Source organism: Methanobacteriaceae archaeon, from assembly GCA_030656015.1.
GTDB lineage: Archaea > Methanobacteriota > Methanobacteria > Methanobacteriales > Methanobacteriaceae > UBA349.
Map to the genome: position 1 here is coordinate 1 of JAUSNX010000011.1, position 18188 is coordinate 18188.

At 31.1% G+C, this 18188-nt stretch carries 21 protein-coding genes and 2 rRNA genes; 13 read left to right on the plus strand and 10 right to left on the minus strand.

Annotated features, from left to right (window positions below; genetic code table 11):
• Both rrf (Q7I96_08230) and rrf (Q7I96_08235) read left to right on the plus strand, forming a co-directional pair.
• Positions 1-119 (plus strand): 5S ribosomal RNA (gene rrf / locus Q7I96_08230).
• 202 nt (positions 120-321) lie between these two features.
• Positions 322-440: ribosomal RNA gene (rrf, locus tag Q7I96_08235) — 5S ribosomal RNA — on the plus strand.
• Between the two features lie 208 nt (positions 441-648).
• Here rrf (Q7I96_08235) and Q7I96_08240 read toward each other — a convergent pair.
• Complete coding sequence (locus Q7I96_08240; protein MDO9627594.1) at positions 649-894, minus strand: hypothetical protein; 246 nt, start codon at positions 892-894, stop codon at positions 649-651.
• Positions 895-1056: 162 nt separating this feature from the next.
• Between Q7I96_08240 and Q7I96_08245 the strand changes: the two genes are divergently transcribed.
• Both Q7I96_08245 and Q7I96_08250 read left to right on the plus strand, forming a co-directional pair.
• Entirely contained in the window at positions 1057-1410 is a 354-nt protein-coding gene (locus tag Q7I96_08245; GenBank protein MDO9627595.1) for a metalloregulator ArsR/SmtB family transcription factor, read from the plus strand.
• A gap of 237 nt (positions 1411-1647) precedes the next feature.
• On the plus strand, positions 1648-2151 hold the full coding sequence (locus Q7I96_08250) for a PRC-barrel domain-containing protein (GenBank protein ID MDO9627596.1): 504 nt from the start codon (positions 1648-1650) through the stop codon (positions 2149-2151).
• Between the two features lie 74 nt (positions 2152-2225).
• On the opposite strand, the gene Q7I96_08255 is transcribed toward Q7I96_08250, so the two are convergent.
• Positions 2226-2669 (minus strand): hypothetical protein, encoded by a 444-nt coding sequence (locus tag Q7I96_08255; GenBank protein MDO9627597.1) that lies wholly within the window; start codon positions 2667-2669, stop codon positions 2226-2228.
• 440 nt (positions 2670-3109) lie between these two features.
• Here Q7I96_08255 and Q7I96_08260 point away from each other — a divergent pair, with 440 nt between their 5' ends.
• Both Q7I96_08260 and tsaA read left to right on the plus strand, forming a co-directional pair.
• Positions 3110-3829 carry a cyclase family protein gene (locus Q7I96_08260; GenBank protein MDO9627598.1) on the plus strand — a complete coding sequence of 240 codons (720 nt, stop codon included), beginning with the start codon at positions 3110-3112 and terminating at the stop codon, positions 3827-3829.
• Between the two features lie 74 nt (positions 3830-3903).
• A complete protein-coding gene (gene tsaA / locus Q7I96_08265) occupies positions 3904-4302 on the plus strand; it encodes a tRNA (N6-threonylcarbamoyladenosine(37)-N6)-methyltransferase TrmO (protein MDO9627599.1) in 399 nt (132 codons plus the stop codon).
• Positions 4303-4387: 85 nt separating this feature from the next.
• Here the strand turns inward: tsaA and Q7I96_08270 are convergent, their stop codons facing one another.
• Entirely contained in the window at positions 4388-4858 is a 471-nt protein-coding gene (locus Q7I96_08270) for a flavodoxin (GenBank protein MDO9627600.1), read from the minus strand.
• Positions 4859-5018: 160 nt separating this feature from the next.
• Here Q7I96_08270 and Q7I96_08275 point away from each other — a divergent pair, with 160 nt between their 5' ends.
• Together Q7I96_08275 and Q7I96_08280 are read left to right on the plus strand one after the other, a co-directional pair.
• Complete coding sequence (locus Q7I96_08275) at positions 5019-5885, plus strand: alpha/beta hydrolase (GenBank protein MDO9627601.1); 867 nt, start codon at positions 5019-5021, stop codon at positions 5883-5885.
• 19 nt (positions 5886-5904) lie between these two features.
• A complete protein-coding gene (locus Q7I96_08280; protein MDO9627602.1) occupies positions 5905-6549 on the plus strand; it encodes a tetratricopeptide repeat protein in 645 nt (214 codons plus the stop codon).
• A 45-nt stretch (positions 6550-6594) separates the two neighbouring features.
• Here the strand turns inward: Q7I96_08280 and Q7I96_08285 are convergent, their stop codons facing one another.
• Entirely contained in the window at positions 6595-6768 is a 174-nt protein-coding gene (locus Q7I96_08285) for a hypothetical protein (GenBank protein ID MDO9627603.1), read from the minus strand.
• Between the two features lie 106 nt (positions 6769-6874).
• Between Q7I96_08285 and Q7I96_08290 the strand changes: the two genes are divergently transcribed.
• On the plus strand, positions 6875-7561 hold the full coding sequence (locus Q7I96_08290) for a methyltransferase domain-containing protein (protein ID MDO9627604.1): 687 nt from the start codon (positions 6875-6877) through the stop codon (positions 7559-7561).
• 35 nt (positions 7562-7596) lie between these two features.
• On the opposite strand, the gene Q7I96_08295 is transcribed toward Q7I96_08290, so the two are convergent.
• Complete coding sequence (locus Q7I96_08295) at positions 7597-10185, minus strand: ATP-dependent helicase (protein MDO9627605.1); 2589 nt, start codon at positions 10183-10185, stop codon at positions 7597-7599.
• 98 nt (positions 10186-10283) lie between these two features.
• Positions 10284-11030 (minus strand): metallophosphoesterase, encoded by a 747-nt coding sequence (locus Q7I96_08300; protein MDO9627606.1) that lies wholly within the window; start codon positions 11028-11030, stop codon positions 10284-10286.
• A gap of 272 nt (positions 11031-11302) precedes the next feature.
• Between Q7I96_08300 and Q7I96_08305 the strand changes: the two genes are divergently transcribed.
• Complete coding sequence (locus Q7I96_08305; protein ID MDO9627607.1) at positions 11303-11890, plus strand: HEAT repeat domain-containing protein; 588 nt, start codon at positions 11303-11305, stop codon at positions 11888-11890.
• 360 nt (positions 11891-12250) lie between these two features.
• On the opposite strand, the gene Q7I96_08310 is transcribed toward Q7I96_08305, so the two are convergent.
• Positions 12251-13084, minus strand: a complete 834-nt coding sequence (locus Q7I96_08310) for a carbon-nitrogen hydrolase family protein (GenBank protein MDO9627608.1) — start codon at positions 13082-13084, stop codon at positions 12251-12253.
• A 94-nt stretch (positions 13085-13178) separates the two neighbouring features.
• Complete coding sequence (gene nucS / locus Q7I96_08315; protein ID MDO9627609.1) at positions 13179-13928, minus strand: endonuclease NucS; 750 nt, start codon at positions 13926-13928, stop codon at positions 13179-13181.
• 354 nt (positions 13929-14282) lie between these two features.
• Between nucS and Q7I96_08320 the strand changes: the two genes are divergently transcribed.
• Positions 14283-15782 carry a M48 family metalloprotease gene (locus tag Q7I96_08320; GenBank protein ID MDO9627610.1) on the plus strand — a complete coding sequence of 500 codons (1500 nt, stop codon included), beginning with the start codon at positions 14283-14285 and terminating at the stop codon, positions 15780-15782.
• Between the two features lie 7 nt (positions 15783-15789).
• Here the strand turns inward: Q7I96_08320 and Q7I96_08325 are convergent, their stop codons facing one another.
• Both Q7I96_08325 and Q7I96_08330 read right to left on the minus strand, forming a co-directional pair.
• Entirely contained in the window at positions 15790-16224 is a 435-nt protein-coding gene (locus Q7I96_08325; protein MDO9627611.1) for a nuclear transport factor 2 family protein, read from the minus strand.
• Positions 16225-16370: 146 nt separating this feature from the next.
• Positions 16371-16757: a hypothetical protein gene (locus Q7I96_08330; protein ID MDO9627612.1), complete on the minus strand. Its 387-nt coding sequence runs from the start codon at positions 16755-16757 to the stop codon at positions 16371-16373.
• 101 nt (positions 16758-16858) lie between these two features.
• Between Q7I96_08330 and Q7I96_08335 the strand changes: the two genes are divergently transcribed.
• Positions 16859-17098: a ferredoxin gene (locus Q7I96_08335; protein MDO9627613.1), complete on the plus strand. Its 240-nt coding sequence runs from the start codon at positions 16859-16861 to the stop codon at positions 17096-17098.
• A gap of 93 nt (positions 17099-17191) precedes the next feature.
• Positions 17192-18187, plus strand: a complete 996-nt coding sequence (locus tag Q7I96_08340; protein MDO9627614.1) for an alpha/beta fold hydrolase — start codon at positions 17192-17194, stop codon at positions 18185-18187.
• Position 18188 lies beyond the last annotated feature (1 nt).

Below are 18188 nucleotides of genomic sequence, written 5' to 3' on the forward strand. Positions count from 1 at the left end.
TTCGGCGACCATAGCGGTGGGGTTACACCTGGTCTCGTTTCGATCCCAGAAGTAAAGTCCTCCTGCGTTTTTTGTGGTACTGTGGGTGTTCCTATGGGAAGCTTTTGACGTTGCCGGCCATTCCTTATAATCACACAAATATAATAAATACTGTTAACTATTTTAAGTCTTAATTAAAATTTATTACTATTATTATTGAAAAAGTATCATTTCAATAGATCTCAAATTAATGCTTATATACGCTTTGGACATATATGGCTGTTAGATCACCAGTTTGTTATGTATAACTGATAGTTTTAGAACATTATTAAATTTCATTGGTTTGGCGACCATAGCGGTGGGGTTACACCTGGTCTCGTTTCGATCCCAGAAGTAAAGTCCTCCTGCGTTTTTTGTGGTACTGTGGGTGTTCCTATGGGAAGCTTTTGACGTCGTCAGCCATCTCATATTACTCTAAAAATTTGCTAATTATGCTTGAATTCTTATTTTCAATGTTTTTTTTCATCATTTTCTTATCAAAATATTAAAAAATATATAATTATTATTTATTAAATTTAAAAAAATAAAGAGTTTTTTGATTTATAACTTTTTGCAATATTATTATTATTATTATTATTATTTCACTATTCCGATTTTATTATTTTTAATTCATCTTTTTGAAAAAACTCTACCATATTTAGCTTTTTTTTGTAGATGATCTGATGTATATTCATAGTAAATTAAGTTGTTCTTTAGGAATATACGATGGGCTGGAAGGTTATCTTCCCCTCTTTTTAATCCTATAGTAATCTTATTTTCACTAATTCGTATTGATTCTGCATTAGGACGGCCTTTAATACTATAAGTATAGTTTTTACCCAAAATATCCTTTATTTTGACCCATTCAACTGTCATGTAATCACCTTATTTATTCATTATTTTATATATATTTCTGATAATAAGTCTGTTATCTTTCCGGTTATCATTCGGGGTTTAAGAATTTGTTCTTTTATTATTTTACAAAATTTTTAATATGGATAAAAACTTTTATAGGTATTTAACAGGAAATAGATTGGTATGAATGAAGGGTCGTGTGAAATTCAGGAAGCCAATGAATCCATGGTTAATGAAGTTAAATCACAGATGATTAATGATGATATGATTGGCACTATAACTAATCTTTTTAAGGCTGTGGGAGATCCTACGCGTCTAAAGATATTATATGCTCTTTCTAAGAAACCTCTTTGTGTTTGTGAACTGGCAGCACTATTGGAAATGGAACACTCTGCAATATCACATCAACTCAGAGTTTTAAGAGATAAAAATTTGGTTAAATTCAAAAAAGAAGGTAAAATGGCCAGATATTATCTTAAAGATGACCATATTGTCATATTGATTAAAATGGCTGTAGAACATGCTGAAGAAAAATAATATAAATATAATCATCACATTTTTTTTCATTTAATTAATTATTATTTCATTTCAAATTAATCTAATCAAATTTTCCTTAGGGATTTTTATTTTCATTTATTTTCATTAACAATTTTATCAAATTATTTTGATAAATTCATTTTCCATAATTTAATATATAATATTTTATATAAGATAAATATGAATTTCTAATTTAAATTAGAATAATATAATGCACCTGTTTATGGAGATGAAATTATGAAAGCAAGTGAATTTATTGGGAAAACTGTAATTGATAAGAAGGGTCAGGAAATTGGAAAAATCGCGGACATAATTTTAAAACCTTCTGATTGTTTAATTGATAAAATATTGGTTTCTGATGGAGCTGTTTTAAATAAAAAATATTTCACAATCACTGAAAGTGAAATTGAAGCTATTGGTGATTATGTAATATTAAAAATATCAGTAACTGATGTTGAAGAGAGAATTAGTCAGGAAGAAGCAGATTCTCTTAAAAAAATTGAATTAAACTTCAAAAAAATTGTTGGTAAAACTGTTATCACTAGCAATGGTGTAAAACTGGGAACTGTAGAGGATATAATGATCCAACCACATGAATGTTTAATGGAAAGTATAATTGTAAAAGCCAAATCAGATCTAGGAAAAAAGAGTTTTATGCTAGAAAATGATGAAATTAAAGATATAAAAGATTATTTAATAACTAATATGGACTTTGATAGTATTGAAGATAGAATTGTTTAATAAAATAGATATATGCTCTTATTTAGAAAAATAAAATAAAAAAAGGATAAATTAATTTATCCTTTAAAACAATTTTAGATTTTAGCTAGTAATTTTGCTTTTAAGGCAACTTTTTTGCTTAAAATGTACTGTTTAAACGCAAAATTTTTTATTGCTACATTAGCTCTTTTATTAAGAACCTTTCCATGGTATTTGGGAGGGTGGGCCTTAAAATAGTTTATTTGCTTGTTTAGTTTTGTAGCTTGTTTTTTGTAATTAGCTAAAGCAACTAATAATCCTTTGGCTTTTGTATTATTTTTATAAGTTGCTGTTAAGTTGTCAATTTTAACTATCAGAGCATTTAACTTTGTTTGGGTTAAATTCAACTTAGCCAACTGAGTATCAGTTAAGTTTGTTGTGGTTTTATGATTTTTATTTAATGTTGTGTTGTTTCCACTGGAAGCATCTGTTGCAAACGCAGGCATAATTGCGGCCACCATAATCATGGAACATAATAATGCAAATATTTTCTTTTGCAAACTTTCACCTCTTGTATGTATAATTATAATATTCTTTTTTTCATATTTAAAGGATTCGTATGGCCTATTTTTAAAAATAGGTCAATTTTAAATTTTTTTAAATCTTGCTTTATTGTTTGGTCTAAACAATATTTACTGGGTATAGAATTTACTTGCAGAAAACGATTTTCTACACTTTTAATCTATTTTAAGCAATCTTTTAAGGTTTTAAAAAATAATGAAGCATGTAATGAATTAATAATTTTTTATTCTTTGAGAATAATATGAAATTTATAGGTATCAATCACGAATTAAAATAAATTATAGTTATGAATTAAATATATAATAACTGAATTACACTAAATTTATCCATTTTTGATTAACCAGATTTAATTTGGGTAAGATTTTATAATTCCTAATGGATTAAGATCATAAAATTAAAAATTATCAGGTGATTAAAAATGAAATATATTTATCTTTCATATAGTTTAGATGAAGATTCACCGGTTTACAAGGGTCTAAAAAAACCATCAATAAATCATAAAAGCACTATTTCTGAAGATGGTTACAATACCTATTTACTTTGTGTTGAAAATCATTCAGGAACTCATGTAGATGCTCCAGGTCATTTTTTAGAAGATGGAAAATCTATTTCAGATTATGATTTGGAAAATCTAGTTTTTAATAAGGTGCTAATTTTAGAAATTCCTCAAACCACATGTAATGAAATAGGACTTCCAGATTTCCTAAATATCCTTGAAAACCATGAAACTTTGAATTCTAAAGATGAAACTAAAGATAACTGGAAATCTGTTGATTTCATTTTAATAATAACTGGTTTTTTTAAATATCGGCAAAAAAATTTAGAGAAATATTTGACAGAAAATCCCGGCATAAATCCGGAGGTAATAAACTTTTTAAGAGAGCATTTTCCATCAATCAGAGGGATTGGAATAGATTCTGTTTCTATATCTTGTTTTAGTAATCCAGATAATGCAACTGAGGCACACAAAACAGCATTTATTAAAAAAAACAATTATGGAGAACCTCTTTTACTGGTTGAAGATATGGATTTAAGTTCTTTATCTGCAAAAAATAATATAAAACAGTTATTTCTGATTCCGTGGCAAATTAAGGGTATTGACAGTGCACCCTGCACAGTAATGGTTCAATTAAATTAAAAAATATAATTATTATGCTCTTAGTTGAATACTAAAATTATTAAATTCAAAAACTAGCTAGGTGTATTATGCAAATGTTATTAAAACCAGTGGGTATAATTCATTCTCCTTTTAAAGAAAGAAAGGATTCACCACACCAAGGGAGATATGGGGATCAGAACAGTGAGATACATATTTTTGATGAATATGTGGATGCCTTGGAAGGAATTGAGAAATATAAAAATCTTATCATACTTTACTGGTTTGATAAAGCTGAAAGAGACTTGCTTAAAGTAATTCCTTTTGGGAAATCCAAAAAAAGAGGAGTTTTCTCTACTAGAGCTCCTAGCAGGCCTAATCCTATTTCTTTTTCATTAGTTGATCTATTAAAATTAAAACAAAATAAGCTGACTGTTAAAGGATTAGAAGCCCTTGATGGATCTCTGGTTGTGGATATTAAACCATACTGGAAAGACATTGATTGTGTGGAGTAATTTTGAATTTAATTTTATATTATATTTTAATTATAATAATTATTTTTGATAATTTCAATAAATCCAAAAAAGACTTATATATTAACTAAACTCCTAAATCTCTCACAAAAGGATCAATTTTACAGTCACATGTTTTATTTTTTATCTCATCAGCTTTAATTCCTAATTTTTGTATGGGTTCTTTTCCCGATGCTTCTACCATAGTTCTAACAGTTTTTGGGAATCCAGATCCACCATAAGTTGCGAAAAATGCCACATCTTTAAATTTATCTTTATTTTCAAGGAGATAAGTCTTAACCGGAACTGCTGGAAATCCGGACCATATTGGTGTACCTACAATTACTAGATCATAGTCGGAAGGATTTTTCTCTAGTGGTTTAATGGTAGTTAATTTACCACGATTAGCCTGATAACCGGATTTTAGCCAGCCAATGATTCCAGAACGATTTTGGGTGTCATGTATCTCTTCTATATCACATTGCATTTCTTGGGCTATGGACTGGGCAACTTCTCTGGTATTTCCGCTTCTTGAGTAATAAACTACTAGTGCTTTCATGTAGATATATTAGTTTAAATAACATTTATAATTAGCATATTCCAGAACAAGTTCCAAAACACTATGATTTTAATTATAGTAACTTAAGTTATAATATAATAATTACTTAAATTGATAATAATCATATTATATCCTAGCATATCATTAATGGAGTGAAAAAATGGCTCATGAAAGTTCATTTCCTCAATCTGAATGGCAAAATGAATATTTAACGGCTTATCTTAAAGTCATGAAACTTTGGAAAGTAGAACATCAATCTTATGAAGTGGAAACCAGCTTTGGAACTACTCATATGAACATATGTGGTCCTGAAAATGCACCTACTTTAATACTATTACATGCAGCTTCTGTAGGTTCTGCGGAGTGGTATGCTAATGTAGTTTCATGGTGTAAAGATTTTAGAATTCTGGCCATTGATACTATTGGTGATTGTGGATGGAGCAAAGCCACTAAAAAGATGAAAAAAAGGGAAGATTATAATGAATGGCTTCTGGAAATAATGGATAATTTTGATTTTGATAAAGCCAGTTTCATTGGCCACTCTTATGGTGGATGGCTAGCTATGAATATGGCCATTGCTAATCCGGATAAAGTGGATAAACTGGTTCTATTAGCTCCTGCCGCTTCAATACAATCATTTAAATTTCTAATAAAACTGGGATTAAAAATGCCAAAACTTCCAGTGAATATTTCTGCAGAAAAGATTCTTAAAATGATGGCTGCTGGAGATTTTCAGCCTAAATCGGAGTTCATAGATTTAATGGATGTAGTTAATCGGAATTGCAGACCACAAATGGTTTTCCCTACTGTTTACTCTGATAATGAACTCAAGAGCATTACCAACCCTACATTACTTTTACTAGGTGATCAAGAATCTATTTATTCTCCTTTAAAAGCTGTTAAAAGAGCCAGAAAATTCATTCCTAATATTAAATCAGATATTATTCTTCAAGCAGGTCACTTATTAAATATGGAACAAGCTGAAAAAGTCAACTATAAGGTTTTGAAGTTCCTAAATTCAGATTAAAATATATTTTGGTGTAAAAATGCAGGATTCTGATTTTAAAACTAATAAAGATAAAATCAATGAAGAGGCAATACCTTGGTTTGAAAAAGGAAATGATTATTTCATGGCTGGAGAATTCAAGGAAGCTCTTTTATCTTATGATAAAGCACTGGAATTTGATCCTGAAAACAGTAAAATATGGGATAATCGTGGAGTTGTTCTGGCGGATTTGGGATGGCATGTAGAAGCAATAGAGTCATTTGAAATTGCTCTGGATCTGGAACCTGATAATTCAAAAGCCTGGTCTAATATGGGAGTCTCTTTAGGCGCTTCCAATAGATTCGAAGAGGCTATAAACTGCTTTGATAGGGCGATAGAACTCGACCCAGAAGATGATGATGCCTGGAGTAACAGAGGCACTGCTTATTTTAGTATGGCCCAGTATGAAAAATCACTTGAAAGTTTTAATAAGGCATTAGATATAAATTCTAATAATCCTGGTGCACTAGCTGGTAAAGGATCAGCATTACGTTTTCTAAGGAGATATGAAGAAGCAGCAGTAGCATTGGAAAAATTCATGAAAAAGGCCCCTGAAGATTTATTACATATGCGTGAAGAAGCCTGGGCGATTCTTTTAGAGATAAAACTAATTATGGAACGTGAAAATCAGGAAAATAGAAATTAAATTTTCAAAAATAATATTATGTGGGTTTATAATGTCCAAAATGAATTATAAAGCTACTAAATGGAAAAGCTTCCAGAGATAGAAATAAAAAGGGGTTGTTAGGAGTGAAAATAGGGAGGTGCTATCTCTGGAAGCATTTTGTTTTTGAGCCACAACAAAAATAATAACTTGATGTTGAAGGGCTACAAATAGGGGGTGATGTGTGTTCACTACACACAATTGCTTATGTACTAGCCATCATATATAAATCTATCGGTTATATTAGGTAATTTAAAATTATTTATATTCTTTTGATTTTTAAAATATTAATTAAGGAGATTAATATATGGATTCACAGTTTAAAATTGAAGGACCAATATTCATAGGCCGTAGCTGGGCGGAATATTTAAAAATGTTTGATTTGGATTTGGAAAAATTAGATAACAAAAAAATTTTAGACTGTGCATCTGGGGCCAGTTCATTTACCCATTTTTTATCAAAAAATGGTATAGATGCATCTGCAGTTGATATATTATATGATAAAGATCCTGAATTTCTAAAAAAAAGGTGTAAAGAACATTTAATGGCACTGGTTAACTCATTAGGAAAAATGGAAGAGGAATTTATCTGGAGTTTTTTTAAAAATCTTGATGATCTAAAAAGCCATCGTATGCAATCTTGTTTGGATTTTAACAGAGATTATAAATTGTATATGGGAAAGAAATATATTAAAGCAGATTTAACCCAATTACCCTTTGAAGATAATAGTTTTGATATGGTGTTGTGTGCACACCTTTTGTTTATATATGACCACCGTTTGAATTGGAACTTTCATCTGAGTGCAGTTGAGGAAATGGTTCGAGTATCATCTAATGAAGTGCGAATTTATCCATTGGTAAAAAATAAAGGAAAAAAATCTATTTTTGTGGATAAATTAATTAAAAACTTACCTGAAAGTATGGAAACTGAAATAGTAGAAGTAGATTACCAGTTTCGAAGGGGAGGAAATGAAATGCTAAGGATAGTTAAATGATAGAAATAAAATTGTTGTAATAAAATAAATCTAAATCAGCCACCAATCTCTTTTACAATGGCCTGGTGCATTCTCTTTATGAATTCTATTCTTTCTTCATATTTTAAAACGTCTAAATATCCCTGAACAACAAGATTAAATGCAAAAGGAGATGGTATTTTAGTATTTATCTGCTTTATTTCCATCTGCCCACTTTCTATCCATTGCAAGACTCTTTCTGCATTTTTAACATCCATGTAATCTTCAATTACTTCCCGGCGAGCTTCTTTTAAAATGGAAAAATCATCATCCAGGTCCTGCACAAATTTAAGTAATATCTTTCCTTTGACCTGTTGCCGGCCCACGGACTTTTCTTGGCCTTTGTATCTTCTTAAAATCATTAAAGACCTTCCAGCGCAGTGTCGAAATCTACTGGCAAGGGTCTCTGTTTTATTGATGGCTTTAATAAGAATTTCCACTAAATTTTCTGAATTCAGATCTTTAAATCCTTCTAAACCACTAATTTTTCCTTCAGAACTTAGATAAAATCCATTATCTGAAACAGAAATCATCACGTCTCTTTTGTATTTTTTGGCAATTACATAAGCCACTGCTCGAGATAGAGCGTCATTAACTCTTCTACCAAACAAACTGTGGAAAACCACGAATTTTCGCCCACCAAAACCAGTGTAAAATTCTACCAGAAGTCTTTTATTGCTGGGAATGCCCACATAAAGGTATTGTTCCCTGAAATAGTGATAAATAGAATTGGCAGCATTATAATCAACATAGAGATAATCGTGTATAAATTCCATAATCTCCTCTTTGCTTCGCCCATAATAGAATTTACCTTCCATTATTGCTCTAAAACGTTGAATATCCAGGGCAAGATCAAAAGATAATGGCAGCTGCTCTGAAAACCATGAAGGAATAGTGGGCGGGCCTGACGATGGACTAACATTAATACTCATTCCTCGAGCATAGTTAAAACGGTAAATATTTCCCCCTAAAACAAAAGTGTCACCTTTTTGAAGCTTTTCCATGAAGTCTTCTTCTACTCTACCTACAACCTGACCGGCACATTTCACCACGGCGGCAGTGCGGTCGGGTATGGTTCCAATGTTAGTGGAATAAAGCATTCTAGCCAGTTTTCCTCTTTTACCAAACTGATTTTGATCGTAATCCACCCAAATTTTAGCATAAACATATCTTTCTTCTAAACTAGTATATTCTCCCGCCATGTAACTTAAAACACTGAAATAATCCTTTTCTGAAAGATTTTTATAACAATAACTCTTCTTTATTACTTCATAAGCATAATCGATATCCCATTTGTTTTCAATGGCCATTCCATAGATGTGCTGGGACAAAACGTCCAGGCAATTTGCGGGTATATTTATAGAATCTATTTTTCCTTCCACAGCATTCTTAAGAATTAAAGAGCACTCCACCAGATCGTCACGGTCCACTACCACTATTTTACCTTTAGATTTATCATGTAATCGGTGGCCACTTCTTCCAATTCTTTGAAGAGCCCGTGAAACAGATTTAGGAGAGCTTACCAGTATTACCAGGTCAATGTAACCAATATCAATTCCCAGTTCTAGTGATGTGGAAGATACCACCACTTTGAGTTTTCCATCTTTCAGATTGTTTTCAGCTTCTAATCGAATCTCTTTAGAAAGCGAAGAATGGTGGGCCATTATGTTTTCACCGTGGTAACTTTCTGAAAAACGTTTTTTGAGGTTGAATACCACGCTTTCCGTACCACTACGGGTGTTGGTGAAAATTAAAGTGGTTTTGTGTTGACTAATTAGATTATCCAGCAGATCGTACATGGCATTATTCATTTCTTCTGGATCTGCAGCTATTATGTCATCTACGGGACATATAACTTCTATATCGAGCTGTTTCAAATAATTAATGTCCACCACCAGACAATCTCTTACCACTCCGTATTCATAACCTACCAGGAAACTGGCCACTTTTTCTAAGGGATAAACTGTGGCCGATAGCCCGATTCGAGTATAATTTCCAATTAAATGCTGTAGTCTTTCCAAACTCAAAGAAAGATGCACTCCTCTTTTATTCTCGGCCAGAGAGTGTATTTCGTCTATGATAACGTATTTAACCTGGGAAAGCTTTTCTCTAAACTTGGGAGCTACCAGTAAAATGGAAAGAGTTTCTGGAGTGGTTATTAAAATATGTGGGGGTATTTTTAGCATTTTAGAGCGTTGGTATGGTGTTGTATCTCCAGTACGCACCGCTTTTCTGATCCCCAAATTTTTACCATGTTTTTGGGCCATTTCTTCAATTTCATTTAATGGTTCTTCTAGATTCTTTTCAATATCGTTATCCAGGGCCTTTAATGGTGATATATAGATACAGTAAACTTTATCTTCTAACTGGCCTTTATCGGCCAGGGTGGTGAGTTCACTAATTATAGATAGAAAAGCAGTAAGTGTTTTACCTGAACCCGTAGGGGAGGATATAAGAACATTCTTTTTTTGGTGAATGTCCATTATAGCATATTTCTGGGCAGGAGTAAAAGAATCAAACTTACCCTTAAACCACTCACTAACCCAGGGGTGTAAATTTTTATAAATCTCTTTTTCAGAGTATATTTTCTCCTGTTTGCTTATCATGGTATCTTATTTTAAGTAATTGGCCTATTATTGAGATATTTCATTAAATATTTTTGACATCATGTGAATCTTTTATATCAAATCAATTTAAATTCAAATTAAATAAATTGCTGGCTAGCTTTGATTATATTCTTTATTTTTCCAAAGGAGAATACTTCAAAATTTTCAACACCATAGGCCTCAAAATTATCAATTGGTCTATTTTTTAGAAACGGTGAGAGCAGTTTTTCATGTAAAATATCTGAACCTTCACTTACAAAGTTAAATGAAGGCATAACAATTATATTTTTACCTTTAAATTCTCCTTTAAGGAAGCATTTTATTTTTTCAACCCTTTCACCACTGCGAAGGCCTATACATGGGTGTTCATGACCTATAATTAGCGTATCTTCTTTTATATCTTCCAGATTTTCAGGTATTTTATGTCCATGTAGTATTAGAAAATTTTCAATGCTGAATGTTTCTTTTACTTGTAAATCCAGCTTATTTGCAATGTAGGGAATAAAATTATCATGATTTCCTTTAATTAAAATTATTTCCTCAAAATTATCTTGTAAATACAATAAAAAATCATTCACCTCTTTCCATTCCTGAAGGGTGATTTTTCCAAATTCGTGCTTTAGATCCCCATTGATTACAATTTTTTTAGAAGGAGATATATTGTTTATTTCTTCTAAGCGCTTCAATATTTTCTCAAACTGAAATTTAGGAATCATTAATCCTTCAGTATTTAAGGATTGCTCATATCCTAAATGCAAATCTGAAATTATTAGATAATCATCTATTTTAAGAGCCAAATCTATTATTTGAACATTATTGATTATAGTGGAGTTATTATGATGCAAATTTATTTTCTCCGTTTTTAAAGGCCTAAAATAAAATAATAATATCATTGAATCTTTGATTTAGTTAAATTTTATATAGTAAATTTTTATAATTTACTAGTGACTTTGAATAGGTACTTTGATTAAGAAATATTTCTTTGATACTATATATGATAAGAATAAATAATTAATTTAACCCTTCTAGCTACTATTAATAAATGAATTATATAAATTAATTATAATAAATTGTATAATTAACTAATAAAAATAATAAAAATTTAATTGGTGATTTTATGGCAGATTCTAAAATTGAAATTAACGACCTTATAAAACAACTACAGGATGAAGACCCGAAAATAAGAAAACAGGCCGCTGACAGTCTGGCTGAAATATCCAATGATGAATCTAATAATGAAATTATTGAACCATTAATCGCAGCACTTAAGGATGAAAATCCTCAGGTAAGATTTAAATCAGCACAAGCCCTGGGAAATGTAGGTGAATCTGCAGTAGATCCTTTAATAAACATGATTAATGAGGAAGAGGGCGAAATCCGAAGATATGCTACTTTTGCTTTAAAAAAAATTGGGAGTCCTTCTGCAGTGGAATATTTTATAAATGCTCTGGATGATGAAGACTGGGGAGTTAGAAAAGTTGCTGCAAGATCTTTAGGTGAATTAGGAGACAAAAAAGCTTTGGAGTCACTGACTAAAGCTTTAGATGATGAAGACTGGGGAGTAAAATTGTCAGTACTTCGTTCTTTAGGAGATTTGGGTGATGAGGGAGCTATTGATCCTATTAAAAAGGCCCGTAGAAAAGAAAAGGATAAAGACTTTAAAAAAGCAGCCAATAAAGCTTTAAAAAAAATACAGAGTTCTTAAACTTTTTTATTTTTAATCCATATCTTATTTTTTTTATTTTTTTATTTTAGTTGCTTTGTATTTTTTGTAATTAAATGATTATCTTAAATTTGAGTTTTTATAGATGAATTAATTACAATAATGACATTAATTAATTCTAATGATTAATGACTTTAGAAATTCTATCTATTTAATTGAGAATGTCCATCACCAAATCGAAGCAAAATTTCTATACTTCATTTAATGATATGTGATGTGGATATTATCGTAGTTGTTCCGACAATTGGTAAAACAACTAACTTAAGTATAGACTAACGGTTATCAAATACTATAACTTAACAATATTAAGGAATAAAAAAATCTTTTTAAATCAATTTATTTTTATTTATTCCAGTTTAAATGGTAAATATCGGTTCTACGATTTTTTAAAATTGGAAGTTCCTCACGAACATTATTTACTATATTATGATCCAATTCTGCGTAAATAATCCTCTCTTCAAAATTTCCTTTACTTATAATCTCTCCCCAGGGATCGCAAACCATGGAATGACCATAAGCCACATAATTGGAACTCTTATTACTTGCTGGAGAGGCAGCTGCAACAAAAACTTGATTATCTATGGCCCGAGTTCTAATTAATGTTTCCCAGTGGGCAGGCCCAGTAGTAAGATTAAATGCACCAGGAAATACTAGAATATTAGCTCCTTGGAGGGCCATAATTCGAGATAACTCTGGAAACCGAATATCATAACATATGCCAATTCCAATTTTTCCGAAGTTTGTATCCACAACGGTAATTTCTTGGCCGGGCTTTAAAATATCTGATTCTTTAAAAGTAATTCTACCGGGGATGTCTATATCAAATAAGTGCATTTTCCGGTGAAAACCAATTATTTCGCCATTATCATTAAAAATAAAACTAGTATTGTAAATCCCTTCTTCTGTTTTTTCGGGAATGGATCCAGCTATAATATGTATTTTGAATTCAGAAGATGCAGAGGATATAGTTGCCAGAGTGGGACTTTCATCGAATGTTTCTGAATATTCTTCAAATTTGGAATTTTCATAAGGACAATTAAACATCTCAGGAAGAATAACCAGATCTGCATTGTTGATTGAGCTCTCTTTAATCATCTCCAAGGCTTTTTTTATATTATGCTCTTTATTGTCAACCACTTTCATCTGGCAAAGAGCTAATTTTATTTTACTATTCATTTTATCTCCAAGATTATTTTATCATCAGGATATTTATTTCATAATATCTTATAATGTGATTATTATTCATAGAATAATTAATATTTCTATGACTCTAGAAGAAATCTAAAGTAACTTTTTTATCAATACTTAATTCTCTGGGAGGTTCTACAGATTTAAATTCAAGGCCTTCTTCTTCCAAAAGCTCCATAGCATCATCAGTAACTGAGGGTGCCACTAATATTCCTCTAATTTTCCCTTTGTCATCTTCAAAATCTTTTAAGTATCTTCTAAGCTGTTTAACTGCACTGATCCCGGCTTTTCTACTTTTTAATTCTAATATCATCAAAGAACCATCTTTATCCTTCCCTAGAATGTCTATAAATCCTTTTGAAGTTTGATATTCTTTATCGGTTGGCCTAAAACCTTTTTCAATTATCTCGGGCGATTTCCATATCATTTTTCCCATGTCTTTTTCATGACCTGCCACTTCCAGATCTTGTGAGTCTTCAGCCAGATAGTAAGTTACTAAATGGGCCTTTTTAATTTCCACTTCCAGTCGCTCTTCAGGAGCTCTTCTTATGCTTTCTAGATATACTGCACCATCTTTCATTTTCACTTTTGATCGTGATTTAGGAGGTTGCCAGTTCACGGGGTCGAGTTTGCGATCTTGATGAATTAGAAAAGCACCATCTGGTTTTAACATAATGACTCTTTCTCCAGAGCCCAGACGACTTCTAGCCCTTCCTTCATAGGTGGCTTTACAACAAGCGAAAACCATTACCAGTGCTCTTTTTCGCAGTCCGTCATCTATTAATTTGAAAGTTTCTGAAGCAGATGGATTTTCAGATGATATGAATTTCATAAATATTAACTGGGTCCTTAAAGCAAATAAATTTAAGTAAATTGCCCTCTTTTCAGAACTCAAAAACTAAATAAAAAATAGAAAAATATACTTTAAAAAGACAGATTACTGAAGATACAGAAAGACCAGAAAAGAATACTTAATTAAAAATAATTAAATTAATTTTTTTAATAATTTTAAATTATTACAATATTTTAATAATTAGAAAAATTAAAATCTATAATTAATTAAGAATAAATTATCGAAAAAAGAATTTAAAATTCTTTTCTAATTTAAGATAACTAAAATTATTAAAAAGCAATTATAACATATTTTTAGCTAATTTAATAATAATCTTCTCAAGGCGAAATTTTAATGATAAACCCTTTAAATTTCACAATTGAAACTGAAGTTTCACCGGATTATCATACTGCTATTCTAGATTTCATATATAAATATTACTTATTTCCACAACCAGATCGTTTTTCAAGTATAAAAAACAGCCATTCTAAAGGTTTATCTTTTGTTTTGGATTCAAGTTTATCTGATGATAAAACTTCAAATGGAATTTCAGGCAATTTTAACGACTCAAAAAGCCAGGGAGATAATCAAAAAACAAATAATTCATCTAAGGCCTATTTTGTGTATGGTAAAATCGAATCTGGAGCGGAAATTCACGTTACTTTAACCCCTGAAGGAAATGTTCCTAAAACTGTTTTGGATCAACTGGCAGAAGACATTTTCGTGGCCGTACAGATTTATGAGGAAAACATTCGCCAATCAACTATTTATTTTGCCTGGTCAGAAGGTCAGGAGATTATTCCAGAAAAAACTCCTTCCATTAGAAAAAAAGCTTCTAAAAGTCTTTTTGGAAGTAGCATGCTCTTATTTTTTATTTTATTTTTTGGAATTAATATAATTCTTTTTATTTTAATTGGATTTTATGCAGTAATCTTCATACTCCTAATACAGCTATTAATTGTCTTACTTTCAGATAAAATTTACATGAGGATGGGAGAATGGAAAATAACTCCTGTAAATCCTAATATTCACATTATACAGTACCAAATGCCGGATAATGAATCCAAATTTTTCAAGGAAAATTTAGGTGAAAATGCACTAATGAAAGTTAAAAAAGAGATTTATGATGCTAGTCTGGCAATAGGTGAGTCTCCGACATGCGAAATTAGTGAAAAGGTACTCTCTAAATATGGGTTTCATTGTAGCTCTTCTAGACAGCGTTCAAGAGTAATAAATGTTTATAATATTGTTAAAGAAGCATCAGATAAATTTGGAATAGATGTTCCTAAAATAATTGTCTCTAATAACATGCTTCCCAATGCGGCAGCCACGGGCCCCAGCCCTAGTAGGGGATTAGTGCTTATAACTACTGGTTTACTGGTACAATTAGACGAAGAAGAAATATTAAGTGTTATTGGTCATGAAATGGGTCATTTGGTGGGAAGAGACCCTATAATTCTTCTTAGTATTGTTTCTGGTGAATTTATTCTGCGTCTGACTATTTTACTTCCGCTGGTTCTAATATCTCCCATTATTTATATATTGGTGGCCATGGGCCTTATTTTCTTTGTTGCTAAGTTTTTTGAGGCTCGCGCAGATCTTTTATCGGCCAAAGTCATCGGGAAACCAGAAATATTAGCCGAGGCCCTTCGAAAAATTGGATACAGTCGATTGCAGTTTGAAAGAATGCCTTCTTATAGGATCTCCAGCTGGATTATGTGGGACCCCCATCCTCCAATTTATTTCAGAATAAGAAGATTGGAAAACCTAAAAAATGCAGATAAAATCAAAAACCCATTAATTAAGTCGGCTAAAGATGTTTTTAAAGGATTCAGGGATTCTTTCAAGGGTTAAAAATAATTTATTTATTTGGATAAGATTGGCCTGTTTTTTGTTCTACAACTGCCATAGAATAATGTAGTTGGACAATTAGCCAATTATCATTTCTTTTTTCAAATACTACTGATAAACGCCCATTTAAATTCAGATCATTTCCATTTATTTTTATTTCCATATTCATAGTGGTGGTTGTCCAGGCCACATTGCCATTGCCAAAAACTGGGATTTTGCTAAATTCAATATTTATAGAATCTGCCTGCTCAAAATCTCTTTCAAAACCTTTCTTAATTTCTTCAAATCCCTGTACCCATTCGTCTTGTCCACTTCCCACAAAGATCATATCATCATCTTCGGGAATGATCTTAATTATACTATTAATATTTTTTTCAGCATATGCTTTCTTATATTCGTTCATTAAATCCAGGATTTCACTTTTGGTCTGTGTTTCTGCTTGCATGATTTAACTCCTCCATTTTTTGCCTTGAAAATGTTTTTCTAATATTTTCACGAGTATCGGGATTAATTAATTATTATAGTGATAATATCATATTCTAGATGATGAAATTAATATGCAAGTTAAATAAACATTAAAAAATATATAATTTATTCTATAAGTCCCATCAAAGCACTAATATCTAGTTTTTCAATTTCTTCGCAGTCTTTTAATTGATATTTCACATATAATGCGTCTGGATTATTTTTAAATAGTATATATTGGAATTCATTATCAAAATCGTCTGGATCATAATCTTCTTTAAAATTTGATGGTAACATTTCTTCTAATTCTAATATAGATTCTTTTAACATGCTTTCAGCATCTTCCAGTTCCACAATTTCATTTACCATAGGATTACTGCTCAAATCGCGAGAAGGAATCTGATCTTCCATTCCGGAGAAGTAGAATTTATTAAACATCCTTTTTTGTGAAATATATTTGTAAATGATAATCAATTTTTCTTGTAATTCTATAACTTCTTCAATTTTTAGCATAAAACTTATCTCCCATATTATTTGTTTTATTTGAGGTATTTATAAATAATTGAAACTTCAAACCTATTTTATAAGACTACTAATGTAATTAAGGTGAATATATGGCAAATTATCGAGTTGAAATGGACCGTACAATGTGTATATCTTGTGGAAACTGTATTGAGGCTTGTAATGATCTTTGGAAATTTGGAGACGATGGAATATCTTCTTTAATTGATTCTAAAATGGAAGGTGACATACAAATTAAAGAACTGGATGATATTGGTTGCAGTGTTGATGCTGCCGGTAAATGCCCGGTTATTTGTATCCATGTCTATGAAGGGGACATTGAATTGGTCTAAATCATTTATCATAAACTTATTTCTAATACCTACTTTTAATATATAACTTTAATTTCTAATTATTAATTAATTAACTAAAAAAAGGTTTTTAAATTGTCTTGGAATATAAAAAAGGAAATGAGCAGTCCAAAAAATTATAATATTGATGAATTTACTTTTGAATCAGGAGATTCACTGGATAATCTAAATGTGGAATATGTTACACTGGGAGCCCCTGAACTGGACTCAGAGAATAATTTAGTAAATGGAGTACTTTATTTGCATGGTTGGGGGGGTAGTTGTACTTCAATGAAACGTCTTGACCCTATAACTGGGCTTGGAAAGCCACTAGATCCCGAAGAAGTTTTTATAATTTCGCCCACAGCATTAGGATCACCAGGGTCTTCTGCACCGTCCACCACGTCTTTAGGGCCTAATTTTCCAAAATACACTCTAAATGATATGGTTAATTTTCACCATGAGCTTCTGAAGGAAAAATTCAGTATCGAACATCTAAAAGGAGTCATTGGGACATCTATGGGGGGTTTTCAGGCTCTCAATTGGGCCGTAAATTATGCGGATTATATGGATTTTTTAATTCCATTAGTAAGTAGCTACCAAGTCAAAGGCCTTAATTTTGCCAATTTCTATTTCATGAATTCTTTAATTGAAAAAGATCCAGAATATGATAATGGAAATTATGAGAAAAACCCGGAAAGAGTCACTCGCATTGTTTCAGAGTTTATGTACATGTTTGGTCTTTCTAAAGATTATTATCGCTATGAATTAGAAAATAAAGATATATTAAAATATATGAATCAAATGGGTATTGAAGGAAGCTTTACCGATGCTAATGATATAATATGGAGAAACAATGCAGCAATGGGTTTTGATTTGGAGAATGAACTTTCAAAGATAACTGCAAAAACTCTTATTCTGGCCATTAATCAGGATCAGTATTTTCCACCATCACAGGATGCTATACCTATGTCAAAAATGATTAAAAATTCTAAAATTGCATTGTTTGATTCAATATGTGGCCATATCGGTACAAAAGATCTTTATAAAGTTGAAAATAATATAATTGCCTTTTTGAAGGAATTTTTTTAGG